The following is a 17,640-nucleotide window of genomic DNA, read 5'->3' as shown; positions in this document are numbered from 1 at the left end:
GAAGGTTCGATTCACCGTGAGTCCAGGCCGCGGGGGATAACCCGGTCCGGACCGCATCGACGGAAACCCGATCCTGCGAGTCCGCACGCCACAGCAACGGGAACGGCGCGGCCTCGCGGGCTGCAGCGGACCCGGCACGAGGCGGTTAGGATGCGGCGCGAACCGACCTTCGACGATCTGGATTTCGACCAACCGGACGACGGCGTCCTGCCGCTCGGTGCGCCGAGGCCGTTCGGCCGCGCCCGTCTCGCCGCCCGCCTTGCCCTTGCCGCGGCGGTGATCGCCGGCCTCAGCCTTTTCGCCCGCGACAGAACCGGGTCGGCGCCATCGCCGCGCGCCTGGACAGAACCGCAACGCCTCGTGCAGGCGCCTGCCGTTCGCGCAGCGATCCCGGCGAGTACGGCCGGGCCGCTGCTGGCCATGGATTCCGCCGATCCGCCGGCCCGCGCCGAGCCTCCGCGCTGGAACGCGGCCACGGGCCTGCGCGAAGATGCCCTGACGCAGGGCAGCTTCGATGCGATCGAGGCGCCGTTTCTGCGGCTGACAATGACCGAGACGGGGCAGAGCCCCGAACCGGCGACGAGCCTGTTCGTGACGCTCGCCCGTCGTGCGGCGGAGATGCAGGGGCTGTCGGTGCTCCGCACCGGCGTACGCGGCACGGTCGAAACCAAGTTCGGTCCGTTCGAGACGGTGGAGGCGACGCTGAGCGGGCAGGGCTCCCGCCTCTGCACGGGGTTTGCCGGCATCGGCGCCAAGGCGATGCGGATCGACGGATGGCTCTGCGGCGTGCTCGGGCAGGCTCCCGAGCCTCGCGCGGTAGCCTGCGCCATCGGCGCGGTGCGGCTCGCCATCGCCGCGACCCCGACGATCGAGGTCGCGTTCGGGGAGGCCGAGCTGCGCCGAAGCGCCGGATGCGGTCCTGAGGGGGGCGTCGCCGGAAACACCCGCGGCAGCGACGAGACCGGGTCCATCGCCGGTCGCAAAACTGCAACAGGGGAGAGGAATTCGCGCCGGCCCAGAAAAAATGAGGCGGAACTGCGGCGAAATACGCAAGCGCGGCTATAAGGGCGGAACAACGGCTCAGCTCAGGCGTCTACTCCACAACGGGCTAATTGTTAACGTGCCCACCTTAGCTTCTGCCCACGCAAATCAGGGTCCCGCCATGCGCTTTATCAAGCTCGCCCTCCTGGGCGCCCTCTCCGTCACCGCGATCGGGTTCGGCTCGGCTGCAGAGGCGCAGGGCCCTTACGGCGCTCCGGGTTACGTCCGCGTCAGCCGTCCGCTGCCGATCCGCATCAAGCCGCGCAGCTGGCTCGACGCCGGCAACGTCACCGAGGCCTATAACGGTTCCGTCGCGAACCCGGCGACCAACCCCTACCTGATCCAGGCCAGCAACCTGAATTCGCCGGTCTACGGCCGCAACGACATGTACGGCGGCAGCAACATGCCCGACGCCATCACCAACGGCCCGTTCATCGGCGCCCGCGGCGGCGCGATCCGCAACGTCGACTTCTCGGCGATCGACGCGATCGACCCGACGTCCTACGTCTCGCGCACGGGCCGGTCGCCCTACTAGAACCAAGCGACTTTTCGGATTTCGAGACGGGCCCCTTTTCGGGGTCCGTTTTCGTTTGGGGTGGTGCCCGACCGATTCGAGCTCACCCACTGCGCTCAGGCGGAGCCGAGCTCGCGCAGGATCGCATCGCCCATCTCGGACGTGCTGATCACCGCGGCACCCTCCTTGGCGATGTCGCGGGTGCGGGCGCCGGAGGCGAGCACGCGGGTGATCGCGGCCTCGACTTGGTCGGCGGCGTCGCCGAGGCCGAAGGAGTAGCGCAGGCACATGGCCAGCGAGCCGATCATCGCGATCGGGTTGGCGAAGCCCTTGCCGGCGATATCGGGAGCCGAGCCGTGGACGGGCTCGTAGAGCGCCTTGCGGGTGCCCTTGGCATCGACCGCTCCCAGCGACGCCGAAGGCAGCATCCCGAGGGAGCCGGTGAGCATCGCCGCGATGTCCGAAAGCACGTCGCCGAACAGGTTGTCCATGACGAGCACGTCGAACTGCTTCGGACGCCGGACGAGCTGCATGGCGCAGTTGTCGGCGAGCACGTGCTCCAACGCGATGTCGGAATGGTGCTCCTGGTGGACCCGCGTGACCACCTCCTTCCAGAGGACGCCGGTCTTCATGACGTTGTTCTTCTCGGCCGAGGCGACGCGGCCGGAGCGCTTGCGGGCGAGATCGAAGGCGACGTGGGCGATCCGCTCGATCTCGGCGGTGGTGTAGACCTGGGTGTCGACGGCGCGCTTGGAGCCGTCCTCCAGCGTCGTGATCTCCTTCGGCTCACCGAAATAGACGCCGCCGGTGAGCTCGCGCACGATCATGATGTCGAGGCCCTCGACGAGCTCGGGCTTGAGCGCGGAGGCCTCGGCCAGCGCCGGGTAGCAGATCGCCGGGCGCAGATTTGCGAACAGGCCGAGATCCTTGCGCAGGCGCAGCAGGCCGGCCTCGGGGCGGATCTCGTAGGCGACGCCGGCCCATTTCGGGCCGCCGACGGCGCCGAGCAGGATGGCATCGGCCGCATCGGCCTTGGCGAGCGTCGCGTCGGAGAGCGGCGTGCCGTGCGCGTCGATGGCCGAGCCGCCGACGAGGTCGGTCTCGGTCTCGAACGTCGCGAGGCCGGCTCGACCCAGCCAGCCGACCACTTTTTCGACCTCGGCCATCACCTCGGGGCCGATGCCGTCGCCGGGGAGGAGAAGGAGCTTGTAGGTCGTCATGGTCGCCCTGGCCTTTGAAGCATGATGCGGAACAGTCGATCCGGTTTTCCGACGACATCACGCGCGAACGAGGAACTCGATCATGCCACCGCTCCCGTAAGGCAGCGGCACGATCGAGATGCCCGGGCTTGGTCGGCCGGGCGATTGTCAGTGGGCTGTAATGAGCCGGTCCCGGTGCTGGCAAGTCCGGAGACGCCGGTTCGGCTCAGTGCGCCTGCCGGAGCGCGCGGCGCTCGCCGTCGGGCATGGGCGGTTGCGGCATGCCTCCTCGCTCGCCGTTCGTCATGCCGGCATCGAATATCCGGAAGGTGCCGCGCCCGGCGGCCTTGGCGGCGTAGAGGGCGGTGTCGGCCTGCGTGAACAGGTCGGAGGGCGTGCACGGCCCGACGACGGGGGCGATGCCGACGGAGGCGCCGATGCGGAAGGCGTGCGCACCGCATTGCATGGGCTGGCTCAGGGCGGCGACGATCGCGTCGGCGAGCACCTCCGTCGCGCTGTCCCCGGCACCGCGGCCAAGCAGCACGGCGAACTCGTCGCCGCCGATCCGCGCGACGAGATCCGCCCCCGTGCAGACCGTGCCGAGCCGGCGGGCGGCCTCCTGCAGGCAGGCATCGCCCAGGGCGTGGCCGAAGCCGTCGTTGATCCGCTTGAAGCCATCGAGATCGACCAGCAACAGCGCGGCGACGGGTGCGCGGTCGCGGCGATCCGCGCCGAGATCCGCCAGCCGAGCCTCGAAGCTGGCGCGGTTGGCGAGCCCCGTCATCACGTCGAACTCGGCGAGATAGCGGGTCCGTTCGAGCAGCAGCGTCTGCTCGGTGATGTCCTGCTTCATGCCGAACAGGCGCACGGGGACCCCGTCCCGGCAATCGGTCGCGGCGGTGAGCCGGATCCAGCGGCGGCGCCCCTTCAGCGTGACGATCTCGGTATCGAGCCGGAAGCCGCGACGGCCGGCGATGGCCGCGCTGCGGGTCCGCTCGAGCACCTCGCGCGACGCCTGCGTGTAGCAATCCAGCGTCGTGTGGCGCGCGAGGCGCGCACCCCGCGGGATCTCGAACAGGTCGAAGACCTGATCGGTCCAAGTCAGGCCGTCGTCGTGCAACGCGCATTCCCAGATGCCGACGCGCGCCCCGGCCGCCGCCCGCTCGAAGGTGCCGCGGCCCTGGGCCATCTCCTCGGCCTGCGCGCGGATGGTGAGGGCCTGCTTCTCGAGGCGATCCCGGAGACGCTCGATGGTGATGTCGTCGCATCGGCGCGCGGCCACCGGCGCGAGTTCGGCCGCCAGATCCTCGAAGGCCCGAACATGCACCGCCGAGAGCCAGCGCGGCTGCGAATGGACCAGACTGAGCACGCCGAACGGCCGGCCCGTCTCCGACATCAGAGGGATGCCGGCATAGAAGCGGATGCGCGGCCGGCCGGATGCAGCTTGAACCGAGTCGGCCTCCAGATCGATGTCCGGCACGACGACCGTGCCGGAAGCGGCCATCACCTGGAGGCGGCAGGCGGCGGGATTGGCGGACCAGGGGATCGGCGCGCCGGAATGGAATTCGGCCGGACGGCCCTCTTCGTCCGTCAGGCGGATCATCGCCGCACGGACGCAGAAGCTGCGGCGAACGCGCTCCAGCAACAATGCGATCGGATCAGGGCTGTCGAGGCACATCACACGAACGACACTCGTCCCCACCCCGCCGAACCGAACGCCCGCGCGGATCGAGGGATATCAGACAGTGAGGTGCAAAGCGTAAAGGTTTAATTGGCCTTCGGCGCACCGGTCACGGGCGAACGACTGGGAACCAGACCGGTCCCGCATTCGGAGGCAGTTCGGCGAGAGCCGGCGGCGGACTATGCCTTGCGCGCCACCGTGAACCGCGCCGCCTCGCGCAGGATGGCCGCGCGCTCGCCCCAGGGGGCCACCGCCTCCTCGCAGATGCCGACGAGGCGGTCGCATTCGGCGCGGGCGCCGTCGAGGCCCAGGCGATCGACCAGGGTCGCCTTGCCGGCGTCCTTGTCCTTGCCGGTGGCCTTGCCCATCGCTTCCGGAGACGCCTCGCGGTCGAGGATGTCGTCGGCGACCTGGAAGGCCTGGCCCAACGCCTGGCCGTAGCGCAGGAGCGCGGCGCGCTGCCCGCGGTCGGCGTGGCCAACGATGGCGCCGGCCTCGACCGAGAAGGCGAGGATCGCACCGGTCTTCATCGCCTGCATGCGCAGCGTATCGTCGATGTCGAGGACGACCTTGCCGAAACGGCCCTCGGCCGAGAGGTCGAGGAGCTGTCCGCCGACCATGCCGCCGAGCCCCGAGGATTTGGCGAGGCCGAGCACGAGGTCGGCGCGGATCGCGGGATCGGGCTGCCACTGCGCGTCGGCGGTGATCTCGAAGGCCAGCGTCTGCAGGGCATCGCCGACGAGGATCGCGGTGGCCTCGTCATAGGCCTTGTGGACGGTGGGCTTGCCGCGGCGCAGGTCGTCGTCGTCCATGGCCGGCAGATCGTCGTGGACCAGCGAGTAGCAGTGCACCAGCTCGACGCCGGCGCCGGCCGCCATCGCGCCCTCCTCGGACCCGCCGAGCATGCGCGCGGTCTCGATGGCCAGGAACGGGCGCAGGCGCTTGCCGCCGCCGAGCACGGCATGGCGCATCGCCTCCATCAGGCGCGGCGGCCGGGCGATCTCGCCGGCGCGCAAAGTCTCGTCGAGGAGCGCTACCAGGAAGCGCTCGACGTCGTCGGCCACGGTGGCGAGCCTGTGGGAAAACGGCTCGGCCGACGCGTTCGCCTTGACCGGGGCGTCGGAACCCTGCGTTGAGGTCATCGAAAGGGCCTGACTTGGGGGTGGGCGCGTGCGGCGTGCTTAGGGTGGAACGCGAGGAGACCCGCCGGCCGGATCCGCAGGAGCGCAGCCTGCGGCGGATCCAGCCTGCGCGGCGAATGGCGGGAGCCCGGCGCATCGCCTCGCTGGCCATGCGCCTCGCCCTCGCCCTCGTCGCCCTCACGCTTGTGCTGACGCTCGTCTATCGCGTGGTGATGCCCGTCTCAACCCCGATGCTGGGGCGATGGTTGACGGGCCAGCCGGTATCACGGGAGGCTGTGCCGTTCGACCGGATCGCGCCGGCACTGGTGCGCGCCGTCTTCACCGCCGAGGACCAGAAGTTCTGCATGCACCACGGCATCGACTGGACGGCGCTGACCGACGTCGTGGACGACGAGGGCGGCCCGAGCCGCGGCGCCTCCACCATCACCATGCAGACGGTCAAGAACGTCTTCCTCTGGCGCGGCCGCTCCTACATCCGCAAGGCCATCGAGATCCCGATCGCCATGCTGGCCGACCTGCTCTGGGGCAAACGCCGGACCATGGAGATCTATCTCAACGTCGCCGAATGGGGCGAGGGCGTCTTCGGCGCCGAGGCCGCGGCCCGGCACTGGTTCAACAAGAGCGCCCGCGACCTGAAGCCCTCCGAGGCGATCCTGCTGGCCGCAACCCTGCCGAACCCGATCGCGCGCAACCCGCGCAAGCCGTCGCCCGAGACCCGTGCCAAGGCCTCCCGCATCCAGGCCGCCTACGGCGCCATGGACGACTACATCGGCTGCCTCGGCCCGCGATAGCGGCGGCCGCCGTCATCCTGTAGTGGCTCCGGAACACCCAAAAACCCGAGCGGAACCGGATGGCCGACGACACACCCTTTGAGCTCACCCTGGAGCGGATCGCCCTGATCCGCCGGATGGTCGTCGCCTGGAACGGCGCCGGATCCGGCGCACCGATCGTCCACCCCGACGCGCCCTACGGCAGCACCGACCGCGACGGCGACATCTTCAACGTCACCGGCGACGACGACGGCGCCGACGAGGAGCATCGCGCATTGGGCGATGCGCTCGCCGTGTTCCTGCAGAACGCCGTGCTCAAGCCAGGCCGCTACCAGTACCACAACACTCTGGCCAAGCTCGATTCCAGCGATGTCGGCGACGTCTTCCGCGACGAGGCCACCGGCGAGACGCCCGAGCACGTCACCTTCGACATCACGGCCGAGCACATCGTGCTGGCGCAGCGGCTCGCGGTCCTGTGGGACACGGCCCGCGACGTGCCGGGGATCGATGTGGCGCAGCCCTACGGGGCGGATCTCGAGATCCCTCCGCAGCACCACGAGATGCAGCCGGCCCTGCAGATCTTCCTGCGATATGCGGATCTGGGGCCGGGGTTTTTCGAGGAGTCCGAGGGGCGTTGGACGGCCGTCGGATAGGAGAAATTTGGTGTCGCTTCGCGACTGTCGATACGCTGGGTCCCGGATCGCCTTCCGCTGCGCTGCAGGCGTCCGGGAAAGGGGGCGGAGGTTTTGCGTCAGCCGTTGAGGTTATTGTAGAGATCCCGCCAATCGGGATTGAACGTCTCGATCAGTTCGAGTTTCCAAGCCCGCCGCCAACGCTTGATGCTGTACTCGCGCTGCCGGGCGAGTGCGATGTGAGAATAACCTTCGTACCAGACGAGCCACGCCACGCCATATTCGCGCGTGAAGCCCGGCACGATACCGTTCTTGTGCTCCCAGACACGCCGCGCAAGGTCGGTCGTGGAGCCTGTATAAAGCGTCCCGTTACGCTGGCTTGCCAGGATATAGCAGTGCGATTCGGAGCGCATTGCTCCGAAGTATACTCACCACCTTTCCCGGGCGCATGAAGCGAAGCGGAATGCGACCCGGGACCCAGCACAGAAAGTCGCGAAGCGTCCGGTCAATCGACCGCAAGCCCCGCAACCCTCACTCGCCGTCGCGCTTCTTCCGCTGGGCCAGCGTGCGCAGCCGCAGGGCGTTCAGCTTGATGAAGCCCGCCGCGTCGCGGTGGTCGTAGGCGACGGCGCCCTCTTCGAAGGTGACGAGGTCCTGGTCGTAGAGCGAGTGCGGGCTGGTGCGGCCGATGACGTGGACGCCGCCCTTGTAGAGCTTGAGCCGGACCTCGCCGGCGACCTTCTCCTGGCTCTTGTCGATCAGCGCCTGCAGCATCTCGCGCTCCGGCGAGAACCAGAAGCCGTTGTAGATCAGCTCGGCGTATTGCGGCATGATCTGGTCCTTGAGGTGCGCCGCACCCCGGTCCAGCGTGATCGACTCGATGGCGCGGTGAGCCGGCAGTAGAATGGTGCCGCCCGGCGTCTCGTACATGCCGCGGCTCTTCATGCCGACGAAACGGTTCTCCACCAGATCGAGCCGGCCGATGCCGTTGTCGTGGCCGAGCTGGTTGAGCTTGGCCAGCAGGCTTGCCGGCGACAGCGCCTCGCCGTCGATCGAGACCGCGTCGCCCTTCTCGAAACCGATGGTGACGATGGTGGGGGTGTCGGGTGCCTCTTCCGGCGAGATCGTGCGGGAAAAGACGTATTCCGGCACCTCGTCGGCCGGGTCCTCCAGCACCTTGCCCTCGGAGGAGGCGTGCAGGAGGTTGGCGTCGACCGAGAACGGGCTCTCGCCGCGCTTGTCCTTGGCGATCGGGATCTGGTGCTGCTCGGCGAAGGCGATCAGCTGTTCGCGGCTCTTCAGGTCCCATTCGCGCCAGGGGGCGATGACAGTGACGTCGGGCTTGAGCGCGTAGTAGCCGAGCTCGAACCGAACCTGGTCGTTGCCCTTGCCGGTGGCGCCGTGACAGACGGCGTCGGCCCCGACGCGCTCGGCGATCTCGATCTGCTTCTTCGCGATGAGCGGCCGCGCGATCGAGGTGCCGAGCAGGTAGACGCCCTCGTAGACCGCGTTGGCGCGGAACATCGGAAACACGTAGTCCCGCACGAATTCCTCGCGCAGGTCCTCGATGAAGATGTTTTCCGGCTTGATGCCGAGGAGTTCGGCCTTCTTGCGCGCCGGCTCCAGCTCCTCGCCCTGGCCGAGATCGGCGGTGAAGGTCACGACCTCGCAGCCATAGGTGGTCTGGAGCCACTTCAGGATGATCGAGGTGTCGAGGCCGCCGGAATAGGCGAGCACGACCTTCTTCACGGGAGAGGAGGCGGGGGAAGCGTCGGTCATGGGCGTCGTCATCGCATCGGGCAACCGGAAGCAGGCGGCTTAACAGCGGAGCCGCGAGCGGCGCAACCATGCCTGCCGTGCGGCGTTGCTGGCCGTGCTCGATGGTCTGTTCGTTGCTCCGTCCACGACGCAAATCGGCCTTGCCGCGGCCATGCTCGCGCAGGACACTACGTAGATACTCAGCTCCCCGGAGATTCGACGAATGGCGCGACGGCCGACCCTCGAATTCTGGTACGAGTTCGCCTCCACCTATTCCTATCTCGCCGCCATGCGGATCGAGGCCCTTGCCGAGGCCGCTGAGGTCGAAATCCGCTGGCGCCCGTTCCTGCTCGGACCGATCTTTGCGGCTCAGGGCTGGACCAACTCGCCGTTCAACATCTTTCCCGTCAAAGGCCGCAACATGTGGCGCGACCTCGACCGCGAGGCCGCGCGCTACCGGCTGCCGCCGGTCACGCGCCCGAACCCGTTCCCGCAGAATTCGCTCAGCGCCACCCGCGCCGCGATCCATGGGGCCGACCAGGACTGGCTGGTGCCGTTTACGAAAGCGGTGTTCGAGACCGAATTCGCCAAGGGCGGCTCCATCGCCGAGCCGCATGCGGTCGTCGCGATCCTCGACAAGCTCGGCCTCGATGGCACGGCAATCCTCAGGGCGGCCTCCTCCGAGGCGAGCAAGGGCCGTCTCAAGCTGGCCGGCGAGGAGGCCCGCTCCCGCGGCATCTACGGCGCGCCGAGCTTCCTGACCGAGGATGGCGAGCTGTTCTGGGGGAACGACCGGCTGGAGCAGGCGCTCGACTGGGCGGCGGGCAACCGGCCGGGCGCGATGCGGTGACATCGGCACCGGGGCCGGCCGCATTCCATCCTTGACGCGCCGACACCGAACGGGAATTGGCATCGTCGGGCTGGAAGCGAAAACGCCCGACGAGTCTTGGACCAGACCCATCGCATGCGCCTCCTGATCGTTGCCGTCGGACGCATGAAGAACGGTCCAGAACGCGATCTCGCCGCCCGCTACCAGGAGCGTGCCATCGCCCTCGGCCGTAGCCTCGGCTTCACCGCCTGCGACCTCTTCGAAGTCGCCGAGAGCCGCGCCCGCCGTGCCCCCGACCGTCAGGCCGAAGAGGCGCAGGCGATCCTCGCGCAGCTCCCGGCCAATGCTGCGCTGCTCGCCTACGACGAACGCGGGCGCTCGGACCTCGCCAGCGAGAAGATCGCCGAGCGGATCGGCCTGTGGCGGGATGCCGCACGGCCGGCCCTCGTCATCGCGATCGGCGGTGCGGATGGTCTCGACGCGAGCGTGCGGGCACGGGCCGACCTTATTCTCGCCTTCGGAGCCGCGACACTGCCGCATGGTCTGGTGCGTGTGCTCGTTTGGGAGCAGGTCTACCGGACCCTGACCATCCTGGCGGGCCACCCGTATCATCGCGGCGAAGCCTGAATGCACCTGGCCGAACTCCCGATGAGCAGGTCGTTTTCCCTCTGGCCACGACAGCGCAGCGGGAGTTCTGTGAGGGACACCGAAATCCGAAGACGGCTGACGACGACGATGCAGCGACGGGCGCGCAGGACCGCGGGCTTGTGGATGGCCGCCTTCCTCGGGTTGGCCGTGCCGTCGCATGCCGAAGAGCCGAAGGACGCCGAGGCGATCCAACGCGCGACCGAGGAGAAGAACCGGCGCGCCGAGAGCCTCAAGCAGATCCAGGACGCGCTCACCGCCAGCACGGCGAACCGCGCGAGCCTCGAAACCGAGGTCGCGGCGATCGGCAACGACCGGGCGAAGCTGAACCTCGCGCTCCTCGACGCCGCCCGACAGGCCCAGGCGACCGAGGACCGGCTGACCCGGCTCGAGGAGCGCCTCAAGACGCTCGGCGACAGCGAAGGTGCGATCCGCCGATCGCTCGACGCGCGCCGGGGCGTCATCGCCGAGATCCTGGCCGCCCTCCAGCGCATGGGCCGGCGCCCGCCGCCGGCGGTGCTGGTGCGGCCGGAGGACGTGCTCGCCGTGATCCGGACCTCGATGATGCTCGGCGCGGTGGTGCCGGAACTGCGCGGCGAGGCCGAGACGCTCGCCGCAGACCTCACCGAATTGGTGCGTGTGCGCGGATTGATCGCGGCCGATCGCGAAAGCTTGAAGACCGACATCGCGGGCTGGGCCAAGGAGAAGCAGCGTCTCGACGCGCTGGTGGACGCCCGCCGCAAGCGCATGGCCGAGATCGAGGGCAACCTCGCTACCGAGCGCCAGCGCACCGCCGAACTCGGCAGCCAGGCCAAGACCCTCAAGGAACTCGTCGACCGCATGGAAGGCGAGGTCGCCTCCGCCCGGCGCGCCGCCGCGGAAGCCAAGGCCGCCGAGGAGCGGGAGGCCAAGGCGACGCAGGAGCGCTTCGCGGCGGCGGGTTTTCGCGATCCCGCCCGGCTCGCGCCAAAGGTGAAATTCGCGGATACGCGCGGCGAGCTGCCGAGGCCCGTCAGCGGAAACCTGATGCGCGGCTTCAACCAGCCCGACGGCAATGGCGGCACCATGCGTGGGGTGTCGTATATGACGCGGCCGAAAGCGAACGTCTCCTCGCCCGCGGACGGCTGGGTGTCGTATGCAGGCCCGTTCCGCTCCTACGGGCGACTCTTGATCATCAACGCGGGCGACGGCTACTATCTCTTGCTGGCAGGCATGGATCGGATCGACGTCGAGGTGGGTCAGTTCGTGCTCGCAGGAGAGCCGGTCGCTTCCATGGGCGAGGGCGGCGCAGGCACTCCGGTCGTAAATACGTCGCAAACTGCGTCATCGAAGGACGATGATCGGGGCGACCCAGTCTTATACGTCGAGTTCAGAAAAGACGGCGGCTCCATCGATCCGGAGCCTTGGTGGGCCAGAAGCCCCAGCGAGAAGGTTCGCGGATAATGCGCAAGGTGTCCCTCGTCCTGGTCGGCGCGTTTCTCGGCGCCGGCGTGTCCGCGGTGTCGACGCAGACCCATCTGCTCTCCGGAACGAGCGCGGTGGCGGCTTCGGCCGAGACCTACCGGCAGCTCAGCCTGTTCGGCGACGTCTTCGAGAAGGTGCGGACCGACTACGTCGAGAAGCCCGAGGAATCGAAGCTGATCGAGACGGCGGTCAACGGCATGCTGACCTCCCTCGATCCGCATTCGAGCTACATGGACGCGAAGGCGTTCCGCGACATGCAGACCACCACGCGCGGTGAGTTCGGCGGTCTCGGCATCGAGGTCACGATGGAGGACGGCCTGATCAAGGTGGTCTCGCCGATCGACGACACGCCCGCCTCGAAGGCCGGCCTGCTCGCCAACGACATCATCACGCAGATCGACGAGGATCAGGTCCAGGGCCTCACCCTGAACCAGGCCGTCGACAAGATGCGCGGCCCCGTGAACTCGCCGGTGAAGCTCAAGATCTCCCGCAAGGAGGCCAAGGAGCCGCTCGACGTCACGCTGAACCGCGACATCATCAAGATCCGGCCCGTGCGCTCGAAGGTCGAGTCGAACGATGTCGGCTACGTCCGCCTGACCCAGTTCAACGAGCAGACCTTCGACGGCCTCAAGACTGCGATCGACAAGCTCCAGACCGATATCGGCAACGACAAGCTCAAGGGCTACGTGCTCGACCTGCGCAACAACCCGGGCGGCCTGCTCGACCAGGCGGTGATGGTGTCGGACGCCTTCCTCGACCGCGGCGAGATCGTCTCGACCCGCGGCCGCAACCCGGACGAGACCCAGCGCTTCTCGGCCAAGGTCGGCGACCTCGCCAAGGGCAAGCCGATCGTGGTGCTGGTCAACGGCGGCGCGGCCTCGGCCTCCGAGATCGTCGCCGGCGCCCTGCAGGATCACAAGCGCGCGACCATCATGGGCACGCGCTCCTTCGGCAAGGGCTCGGTGCAGTCGATCATCCCGCTCGGTGGCCAGGGCGCGCTCCGCCTGACCACGGCGCGCTACTACACGCCGTCGGGCCGCTCGATTCAGGCGAAGGGCATCGAGCCGGATCAGGAGATCCTGCAGGAGGTGCCGGACGACCTGAAGGGCAAGGACGAGACCAAGGGCGAGGCCGGCCTGAAGGGCCACCTCAAGCAGAAGGACGTCGAGGAGCGCGGCGGTTCGTCGGCCTACATCCCGCCGGATCCGGCCAAGGACAAGCAGCTCATCGCCGCCGTCGACTTCCTGCACGGCATCCAGAAGGGCGCCGCCAACGTGACGAAGCCCTCGACCCCGAACTAAGCCGATTCCTGCGGCTTTCGGGCCGCGGATTAGCGAAGCGTTAACCATGACGGCCCGCAATGTCGGTTAAGACCGATGCTGCGGGCCGTCTCGCGTCCGAGGCGTCCCGTCGCTGCCCTTGGCATTGGGACCCCGGTGAGCGAGCCCTCCGACGATATCCTGACCCGTCCGCTCGGCATCGACGCGCCGAAGCCGAGCCGCCTCGCGGTGCTGCGTCCCTACGTGCGCTACGTCGCGCCGGGACTGGGCGGCGTCGCCGTGCTCGGCATCGGACTCCTCACCCTGACCGGCGACCCGCATGGCGGCGAGCCGCGCGCCGTCGCGATGATCGCCGTCCGCGAATCCGCACCGCAGGCGCGGGCCGGCGCCCCTGCCGCGGCGGCGGAGGCGCAGCCGGATGCACCGGCCGCGCCGCCCTCACTGCAGAGTTCGGCAGGCGACGTCGAAAGGGCCTCCGGTGTCACGGTCACCCGCCCCGCCGGCACGGCTGCGCCCGAGGAAGCGGTGATCATCCGCGTGCCGGCGCCGGATTCCACCCGACTTGCCGCGGCTCCCGATCCGCGCCTGACCGAGCGCGGCCGGCACGGCGTCATGCCGCGACTCGGGGAGGGGCGTCTGCGCGCCCTGGACGCCTATGCCCGCCCCGACGACGGCTCCGGCAGCGCCCGCATCGCCATCCTCGTCTCGGGCATCGGCACGGGCCAGGCTGCGACGGCCGCCGCCATCGCGCGCCTGCCGCCCGCGATCAGCCTCGCCCTGTCGCCCTATGCCGCGGACCTGGAAAAGACCGCCGCCCGAGCCCGCGACGCCGGTCACGAGATCCTGCTCCAGGCCCCGATGGAGCCCTTCGACTATCCCGACAGCGACCCCGGCCCGCAGACGCTGCTGACCTCCTCACGGCCGGCCGAGAACTTCGATCGCCTCGCCTGGGCGATGAGCCGGTTCCCCGGCTTCGTCGGCCTCGTGAACTTCATGGGCGGCAAATTGCTCAGCGATCAGGCCTCCCTGGAGCCGATCCTGAAGGAGATCGGCGGCCGCGGCCTCGGCTTCGTCGACGACGGCGCCTCGCAGGGCTCGAAGGCGGCGGCGAGCGCCCTCAAGCTCAAGGTCCCCGCCGCCCGCGCCGAGATCGTGCTCGACGCCATGGCGCGTCCCGAGGCGATCGACCGGGAGCTGGCGCGGCTCGAGGCGCAGGCAAAGAAGAACGGCTTCGCCCTGGCCTCGGCCAGCGCGCAGCAGCTCTCCATCGATCGCATCGCCCGCTGGGCCCGCGACCTCGAAGCGCGCGGCATCCGCCTCGTCCCGGTGAGCGCGGCCCTGCGCGGACAGCCGCGCGCGGCCAAGGTCTCGGTCGCCGACCATTGACCGGTTCGAGGAAGCCGCTCGCGGGCGAGGGTGTCGCCGGGCGGACGCCGCAAGCGCGGGGCATCGTCCGCACATCGGAACATTCGCCGGTCCTCAAGATTGCGGCCGGGCAAGTGCACGTCCTATGGTCGTGACGTCATGACCCTGTCCTCACCCGATACCCGCGACCGGCACGAGCCTGCGTATCGTCCCTGCGTCGGGATCGCCTTGTTCAACCGCGACGGGCTCGTCTTCCTCGGCCGGCGGCGGGGCGGCGGCGGGGCGATCGCGCCGGCCCATTCTTGGCAGATGCCGCAGGGCGGGATCGACGCCGGCGAGGCGCCCCTCGATGCGGCCCTGCGCGAGCTGCACGAGGAGACGAACGTGTCGGCCGGCTCGGTGACGCTGCTCGGCCGGACCGAGGGCTGGCTCACCTACGATCTTCCGCCCGATCTCCTGAAGCGCGCGTGGAAGGGTCGCTACCGCGGCCAGACCCAGAAATGGTTCGCCTTCGGCTTCACCGGAGCCGACGAGGAGATCAACATCGAGCGGCCGGCCGGCGGCACGCAGAAGCCGGAATTCGATCGCTGGCGCTGGGAGGCACTCGCCGCGACGCCCGAGTTGATCGTTCCCTTCAAGCGGCCGGTCTACGAGAGCGTGGTCGCGGCCTTCGCCGGCCATGCGGCATGGCGGGGGCCGGCGTGAGCCCATGCCCGACCCGCCCGCCTGCCACCTGACACGGGCCGACACATGCGCTGTTGGTTGATCCCGATCGTGTTGGCGCTCGGCTGGTTCGCGTACACGCTGACCCCGCTCTGGGCCCTCTACGAGCTCGCCCGCGCGGTCCAGGCGGGCGACACGGCCTATGTCGAGAACCACGTCAATTTCCGCACGCTGCGGGTCTCGCTGACCCGGCAGCTCGCCGCAGCGGTGAAGTCCGGCAGCAGCGAGTTCGAGGCGCGCGACCGCCAGCGCATCGTCGATGCGGCCACGGCACTGGCGCTGCCGCTCGCCGAAGCGCTCGTCACGCCGCAGACCACCGTCGACCTCCTCGACGACGGCTGGCCGCAGGGCCTCGACCTGCCGAACCCGCCGGCTCTTCTCGCCTCGCAAGGCCTGCGCGTCGAGAAACTCGGCCGGCTCGGCGCGTTCTACACGGCCTCGGAGCTGCGAGGCTTCCGCACGGTGGTGATCGCCGTACCACCCGACCGGCCGGGCCCCGACCAGTTCAAGATCAGGATGCGGCTGCGCAACTGGTCGTGGCGGCTGATCGAGGTGGAGCTGTCGGAGACACTGCGCGCCCGCATCGTCGCCAGGATTTCGCGTTCGGCGAAGCGGAGCGGGGATCAGGGGGCGGAGACGCCTGCCCTAAGGTCCGGCGACTGAACCTTGAAGGTTTGAGCCAGGTCCTCCGCCCTTTCCCGGACGCCTGGACCATCAGCGGAATGTGATCCAGGATCCAGCGCAAGCAGTCGCCGCGTAGCGGCGCCGCTTTCTGCTGCCGGGAAAAGATATACGGACGCTTCGCGAAGACTTTCCGACCCGATCCCGGATCGCAGTCCGCTGCGTTTCATGCGTCCGGGAAAGCGGTTTACATCGAGATGAGCGTTGCTACTTCGCCTTCGCGGGCGCCTTCGGCTCGCGGGCCTCTTCGATCTCTTCGGCCTTTTCCTCGTCGGTGTCGCCGCCGCGCTCGATCGTCTTCACCGGGTGCGCGGTGAGTTGCTTCAGGATGACCACGAGGCGCTCGCATTCCGGTTCGAACTTGAAGGCGTCGAGCACGATCGCGGCGTCCCGCAGCGTGCGCAGGTCGCGCACGGTCTGCTCGTTGGCCGATTTCTGCAGTTCCTTCTTGTCCGCGATCTCGTCTTCGAGCTTCAGCCCCTTCACGTCGCAGGCGGCGGAGGCGGCAACGCCGCTTGCCAGCAGGATCGCGAGGGCGGTCGAAAGCGCTGAGCGCATCGGAAAGTGTCCTGGGTTTCGGCGCGAGCGCGGCGCGCTCACGCGTGGTGGGGGCTGGGGAACCGGCGCAGGATGTCGTTGGTGAGCGCGACGATGTCGCTCGGGAGATAAGGCTTCGGCACGAAGACCGAGTCGCACACCGCTTCGCTCGGCGACAGGCCGCCGCAGCCACCCGACGTATAGACCACGGGCAAGTCGGGGTGCTGGCAGCGCGCGCGGTGGGCGAGCACGAGGCCGTTCGTGTTGCGGGCCAGATCGATATCGGTGAAGAGCAGGTCGACCCGCTCGTGCGCGAGGATCTCCTCCGCCTCCATCGCGTCGGCGGCGGTGAGCACGCGGTAGCCCTCGTCGTGCAGGGCTTCGGCGGTGAGTTCGCAGACCATGAATTCATCCTCGACGACGAGGACGACGCGATCCGCCAGCCCGTCGAGACGGAAGGCGGGGGCGGCGGGGAAACAGGCGAAAGGCAGCATGAGGGTACTCCAACTCACCCGAAAGCCTGCAACGGCAAAGCTTTCAGATCGCCGGACCAACGGCTCCGCTTGCGCCGTCGTTCACCGTGATTCCCTCGATTTGCGCCGAACTGGTAACCGAATCGTTAACCTTTCGGGGCCGGACGTTAAGAACTGCATTCCACTGCGTGACACGCCGTGAGCCGGCCCGTTCTCCTCGGCTTCGGCCTGATGCTGACGGCACTCGCCGGGTTCGTCGACGCGATCGGATTCATCCGGCTCGGCGGCCTCTACACCTCGCTCATGAGCGGCAACACGACCCAGCTCGCCGTCGCGGTCGGCCATGGCGAGGGACACACGGCGCTGCTGCCCCTCCTGCTGATCCTCGCCTTCCTGGTCGGGTCAGTGACGGGCGGCGCCATCGCCGCCTTGGCGCCGGAGCGCTGGGCGACGCCGGCCATCCTCGCCTTCGAGGCAGTCGCGGTCGCCACCGCATTCGTCACGGCGCGCGAGAATCTGCAGCTCGGCACCGCCTCCCTGTTCCTGTCGCTCGCCATGGGCGCACAGAACGCCGTTCTGGCGCAGGTCCAGGGTTTTCGCGCCGGCACCACCTTCGTCACCGGGGCACTGTTCGCCTTCGGCCAGAAGGTCGCGCTGGCGCTGGCCGGGCGCGGTCCCCGCTTCGGCTGGGTCGGCGACGGCCTCGTCTGGCTGTCGCTGCTCGTCGGGGCGGTTGCCGGCACCCTCGCGCATATGCGACTCGGCATCGAAGCCCTCGCGGTCCCGGCCGGCATCACCGGAGTGTTGGCCCTGTGGGCCGGGCTCCACGCGCTCAGGACCGGCAAGCCGCCCGAAGCCATCGCCGCCAGACCCTCTCCCTGACCCTCTCGCCGTCTCGAAAAGGCC

The 17,640-nt window shown here is 69.0% G+C and carries 19 protein-coding genes; 12 read left to right on the top strand and 7 right to left on the bottom strand.

Going from position 1 to position 17,640, the window contains the following annotated elements; translation table 11 throughout:
• Positions 1–150: 150 nt before the first annotated feature.
• Positions 151–1,065, top strand: a complete 915-nt coding sequence (locus tag FV217_RS04310) for a hypothetical protein (protein ID WP_147814637.1) — start codon at positions 151–153, stop codon at positions 1,063–1,065.
• Positions 1,066–1,162: 97 nt separating this feature from the next.
• Positions 1,163–1,576 (top strand): hypothetical protein, encoded by a 414-nt coding sequence (locus FV217_RS04305; RefSeq protein WP_147814635.1) that lies wholly within the window; start codon positions 1,163–1,165, stop codon positions 1,574–1,576.
• A gap of 95 nt (positions 1,577–1,671) precedes the next feature.
• Here the strand turns inward: FV217_RS04305 and leuB are convergent, their stop codons facing one another.
• The 3 genes from leuB to FV217_RS04290 form a co-directional block, all read right to left on the bottom strand.
• Positions 1,672–2,775, bottom strand: a complete 1,104-nt coding sequence (gene leuB / locus FV217_RS04300; RefSeq protein ID WP_147814633.1) for a 3-isopropylmalate dehydrogenase — start codon at positions 2,773–2,775, stop codon at positions 1,672–1,674.
• A gap of 205 nt (positions 2,776–2,980) precedes the next feature.
• Positions 2,981–4,399 (bottom strand): diguanylate cyclase, encoded by a 1,419-nt coding sequence (locus FV217_RS04295; RefSeq protein ID WP_238232227.1) that lies wholly within the window; start codon positions 4,397–4,399, stop codon positions 2,981–2,983.
• A 215-nt stretch (positions 4,400–4,614) separates the two neighbouring features.
• Positions 4,615–5,577, bottom strand: a complete 963-nt coding sequence (locus tag FV217_RS04290; RefSeq protein WP_147814629.1) for a polyprenyl synthetase family protein — start codon at positions 5,575–5,577, stop codon at positions 4,615–4,617.
• A gap of 116 nt (positions 5,578–5,693) precedes the next feature.
• Between FV217_RS04290 and mtgA the strand changes: the two genes are divergently transcribed.
• Entirely contained in the window at positions 5,694–6,368 is a 675-nt protein-coding gene (gene mtgA, locus FV217_RS04285; RefSeq protein ID WP_147814699.1) for a monofunctional biosynthetic peptidoglycan transglycosylase, read from the top strand.
• A 59-nt stretch (positions 6,369–6,427) separates the two neighbouring features.
• Entirely contained in the window at positions 6,428–7,000 is a 573-nt protein-coding gene (locus FV217_RS04280) for a hypothetical protein (RefSeq protein ID WP_147814627.1), read from the top strand.
• Positions 7,001–7,098: 98 nt separating this feature from the next.
• Here FV217_RS04280 and FV217_RS04275 read toward each other — a convergent pair whose 3' ends face one another.
• Positions 7,099–7,392 (bottom strand): GIY-YIG nuclease family protein, encoded by a 294-nt coding sequence (locus FV217_RS04275; protein WP_147814625.1) that lies wholly within the window; start codon positions 7,390–7,392, stop codon positions 7,099–7,101.
• A 118-nt stretch (positions 7,393–7,510) separates the two neighbouring features.
• A complete protein-coding gene (locus FV217_RS04270) occupies positions 7,511–8,758 on the bottom strand; it encodes an argininosuccinate synthase (RefSeq protein ID WP_147814623.1) in 1,248 nt (415 codons plus the stop codon).
• A gap of 202 nt (positions 8,759–8,960) precedes the next feature.
• On the opposite strand from FV217_RS04270, the gene FV217_RS04265 reads away from it, so the two are divergent.
• From FV217_RS04265 to FV217_RS04235, 7 genes are all read left to right on the top strand, one after another.
• Positions 8,961–9,587, top strand: a complete 627-nt coding sequence (locus FV217_RS04265) for a 2-hydroxychromene-2-carboxylate isomerase (protein WP_147814621.1) — start codon at positions 8,961–8,963, stop codon at positions 9,585–9,587.
• Between the two features lie 114 nt (positions 9,588–9,701).
• On the top strand, positions 9,702–10,193 hold the full coding sequence (gene rlmH / locus FV217_RS04260; RefSeq protein ID WP_147814619.1) for a 23S rRNA (pseudouridine(1915)-N(3))-methyltransferase RlmH: 492 nt from the start codon (positions 9,702–9,704) through the stop codon (positions 10,191–10,193).
• Between the two features lie 144 nt (positions 10,194–10,337).
• Positions 10,338–11,654: a peptidoglycan DD-metalloendopeptidase family protein gene (locus tag FV217_RS04255; RefSeq protein ID WP_238232229.1), complete on the top strand. Its 1,317-nt coding sequence runs from the start codon at positions 10,338–10,340 to the stop codon at positions 11,652–11,654.
• Positions 11,654–12,976, top strand: a complete 1,323-nt coding sequence (locus FV217_RS04250) for a S41 family peptidase (protein WP_147814618.1) — start codon at positions 11,654–11,656, stop codon at positions 12,974–12,976. The genes FV217_RS04255 and FV217_RS04250 overlap by 1 nt, the downstream gene beginning before the upstream one ends.
• 135 nt (positions 12,977–13,111) lie before the next feature.
• Positions 13,112–14,341, top strand: coding sequence for a divergent polysaccharide deacetylase family protein (locus FV217_RS04245; RefSeq protein ID WP_147814616.1), 1,230 nt, complete (start codon positions 13,112–13,114; stop codon positions 14,339–14,341).
• A gap of 138 nt (positions 14,342–14,479) precedes the next feature.
• Complete coding sequence (locus tag FV217_RS04240; protein WP_147814614.1) at positions 14,480–15,025, top strand: RNA pyrophosphohydrolase; 546 nt, start codon at positions 14,480–14,482, stop codon at positions 15,023–15,025.
• Between the two features lie 45 nt (positions 15,026–15,070).
• Positions 15,071–15,706: a DUF2939 domain-containing protein gene (locus tag FV217_RS04235; protein ID WP_147814612.1), complete on the top strand. Its 636-nt coding sequence runs from the start codon at positions 15,071–15,073 to the stop codon at positions 15,704–15,706.
• A gap of 225 nt (positions 15,707–15,931) precedes the next feature.
• Here FV217_RS04235 and FV217_RS04230 read toward each other — a convergent pair whose 3' ends face one another.
• Positions 15,932–16,282 (bottom strand): photosystem reaction center subunit H, encoded by a 351-nt coding sequence (locus tag FV217_RS04230; RefSeq protein ID WP_147814611.1) that lies wholly within the window; start codon positions 16,280–16,282, stop codon positions 15,932–15,934.
• A gap of 38 nt (positions 16,283–16,320) precedes the next feature.
• The gene (locus FV217_RS04225; RefSeq protein WP_147814610.1) at positions 16,321–16,755 is read right to left on the bottom strand and encodes a response regulator; all 435 of its coding nucleotides are present in this window, start codon (positions 16,753–16,755) and stop codon (positions 16,321–16,323) included.
• A 177-nt stretch (positions 16,756–16,932) separates the two neighbouring features.
• Between FV217_RS04225 and FV217_RS04220 the strand changes: the two genes are divergently transcribed.
• Positions 16,933–17,616: a YoaK family protein gene (locus FV217_RS04220; protein ID WP_147814609.1), complete on the top strand. Its 684-nt coding sequence runs from the start codon at positions 16,933–16,935 to the stop codon at positions 17,614–17,616.
• Positions 17,617–17,640 lie beyond the last annotated feature (24 nt).

Origin of the sequence: Methylobacterium sp. WL9 (genome assembly GCF_008040035.1) — a bacterium.
GTDB classification, from domain to species: Bacteria; Pseudomonadota; Alphaproteobacteria; order Rhizobiales; family Beijerinckiaceae; genus Methylobacterium; species Methylobacterium thuringiense.
Note: the sequence above shows the minus strand (reverse complement) of the source record. Positions and strands in the feature narration are given on the sequence as shown.

Bases quoted from the DNA above. Each gene is read 5' to 3' on its own strand.
- FV217_RS04310 (WP_147814637.1), top strand. From the start codon at position 151: ATGCGGCGCGAACCGACCTTCGACGATCTGGATTTCGACCAACCGGAC.
- FV217_RS04305 (WP_147814635.1), top strand. From the start codon at position 1,163: ATGCGCTTTATCAAGCTCGCCCTCCTGGGCGCCCTCTCCGTCACCGCG.
- leuB (WP_147814633.1), bottom strand. From the start codon at position 2,775: ATGACGACCTACAAGCTCCTTCTCCTCCCCGGCGACGGCATCGGCCCC.
- FV217_RS04290 (WP_147814629.1), bottom strand. From the start codon at position 5,577: ATGACCTCAACGCAGGGTTCCGACGCCCCGGTCAAGGCGAACGCGTCG.
- mtgA (WP_147814699.1), top strand. From the start codon at position 5,694: ATGGCGGGAGCCCGGCGCATCGCCTCGCTGGCCATGCGCCTCGCCCTC.
- FV217_RS04280 (WP_147814627.1), top strand. From the start codon at position 6,428: ATGGCCGACGACACACCCTTTGAGCTCACCCTGGAGCGGATCGCCCTG.
- FV217_RS04275 (WP_147814625.1), bottom strand. From the start codon at position 7,392: ATGCGCTCCGAATCGCACTGCTATATCCTGGCAAGCCAGCGTAACGGG.
- FV217_RS04270 (WP_147814623.1), bottom strand. From the start codon at position 8,758: ATGACCGACGCTTCCCCCGCCTCCTCTCCCGTGAAGAAGGTCGTGCTC.
- FV217_RS04265 (WP_147814621.1), top strand. From the start codon at position 8,961: ATGGCGCGACGGCCGACCCTCGAATTCTGGTACGAGTTCGCCTCCACC.
- rlmH (WP_147814619.1), top strand. From the start codon at position 9,702: ATGCGCCTCCTGATCGTTGCCGTCGGACGCATGAAGAACGGTCCAGAA.
- FV217_RS04255 (WP_238232229.1), top strand. From the start codon at position 10,338: ATGGCCGCCTTCCTCGGGTTGGCCGTGCCGTCGCATGCCGAAGAGCCG.
- FV217_RS04250 (WP_147814618.1), top strand. From the start codon at position 11,654: ATGCGCAAGGTGTCCCTCGTCCTGGTCGGCGCGTTTCTCGGCGCCGGC.
- FV217_RS04240 (WP_147814614.1), top strand. From the start codon at position 14,480: ATGACCCTGTCCTCACCCGATACCCGCGACCGGCACGAGCCTGCGTAT.
- FV217_RS04235 (WP_147814612.1), top strand. From the start codon at position 15,071: ATGCGCTGTTGGTTGATCCCGATCGTGTTGGCGCTCGGCTGGTTCGCG.
- FV217_RS04230 (WP_147814611.1), bottom strand. From the start codon at position 16,282: ATGCGCTCAGCGCTTTCGACCGCCCTCGCGATCCTGCTGGCAAGCGGC.
- FV217_RS04225 (WP_147814610.1), bottom strand. From the start codon at position 16,755: ATGCTGCCTTTCGCCTGTTTCCCCGCCGCCCCCGCCTTCCGTCTCGAC.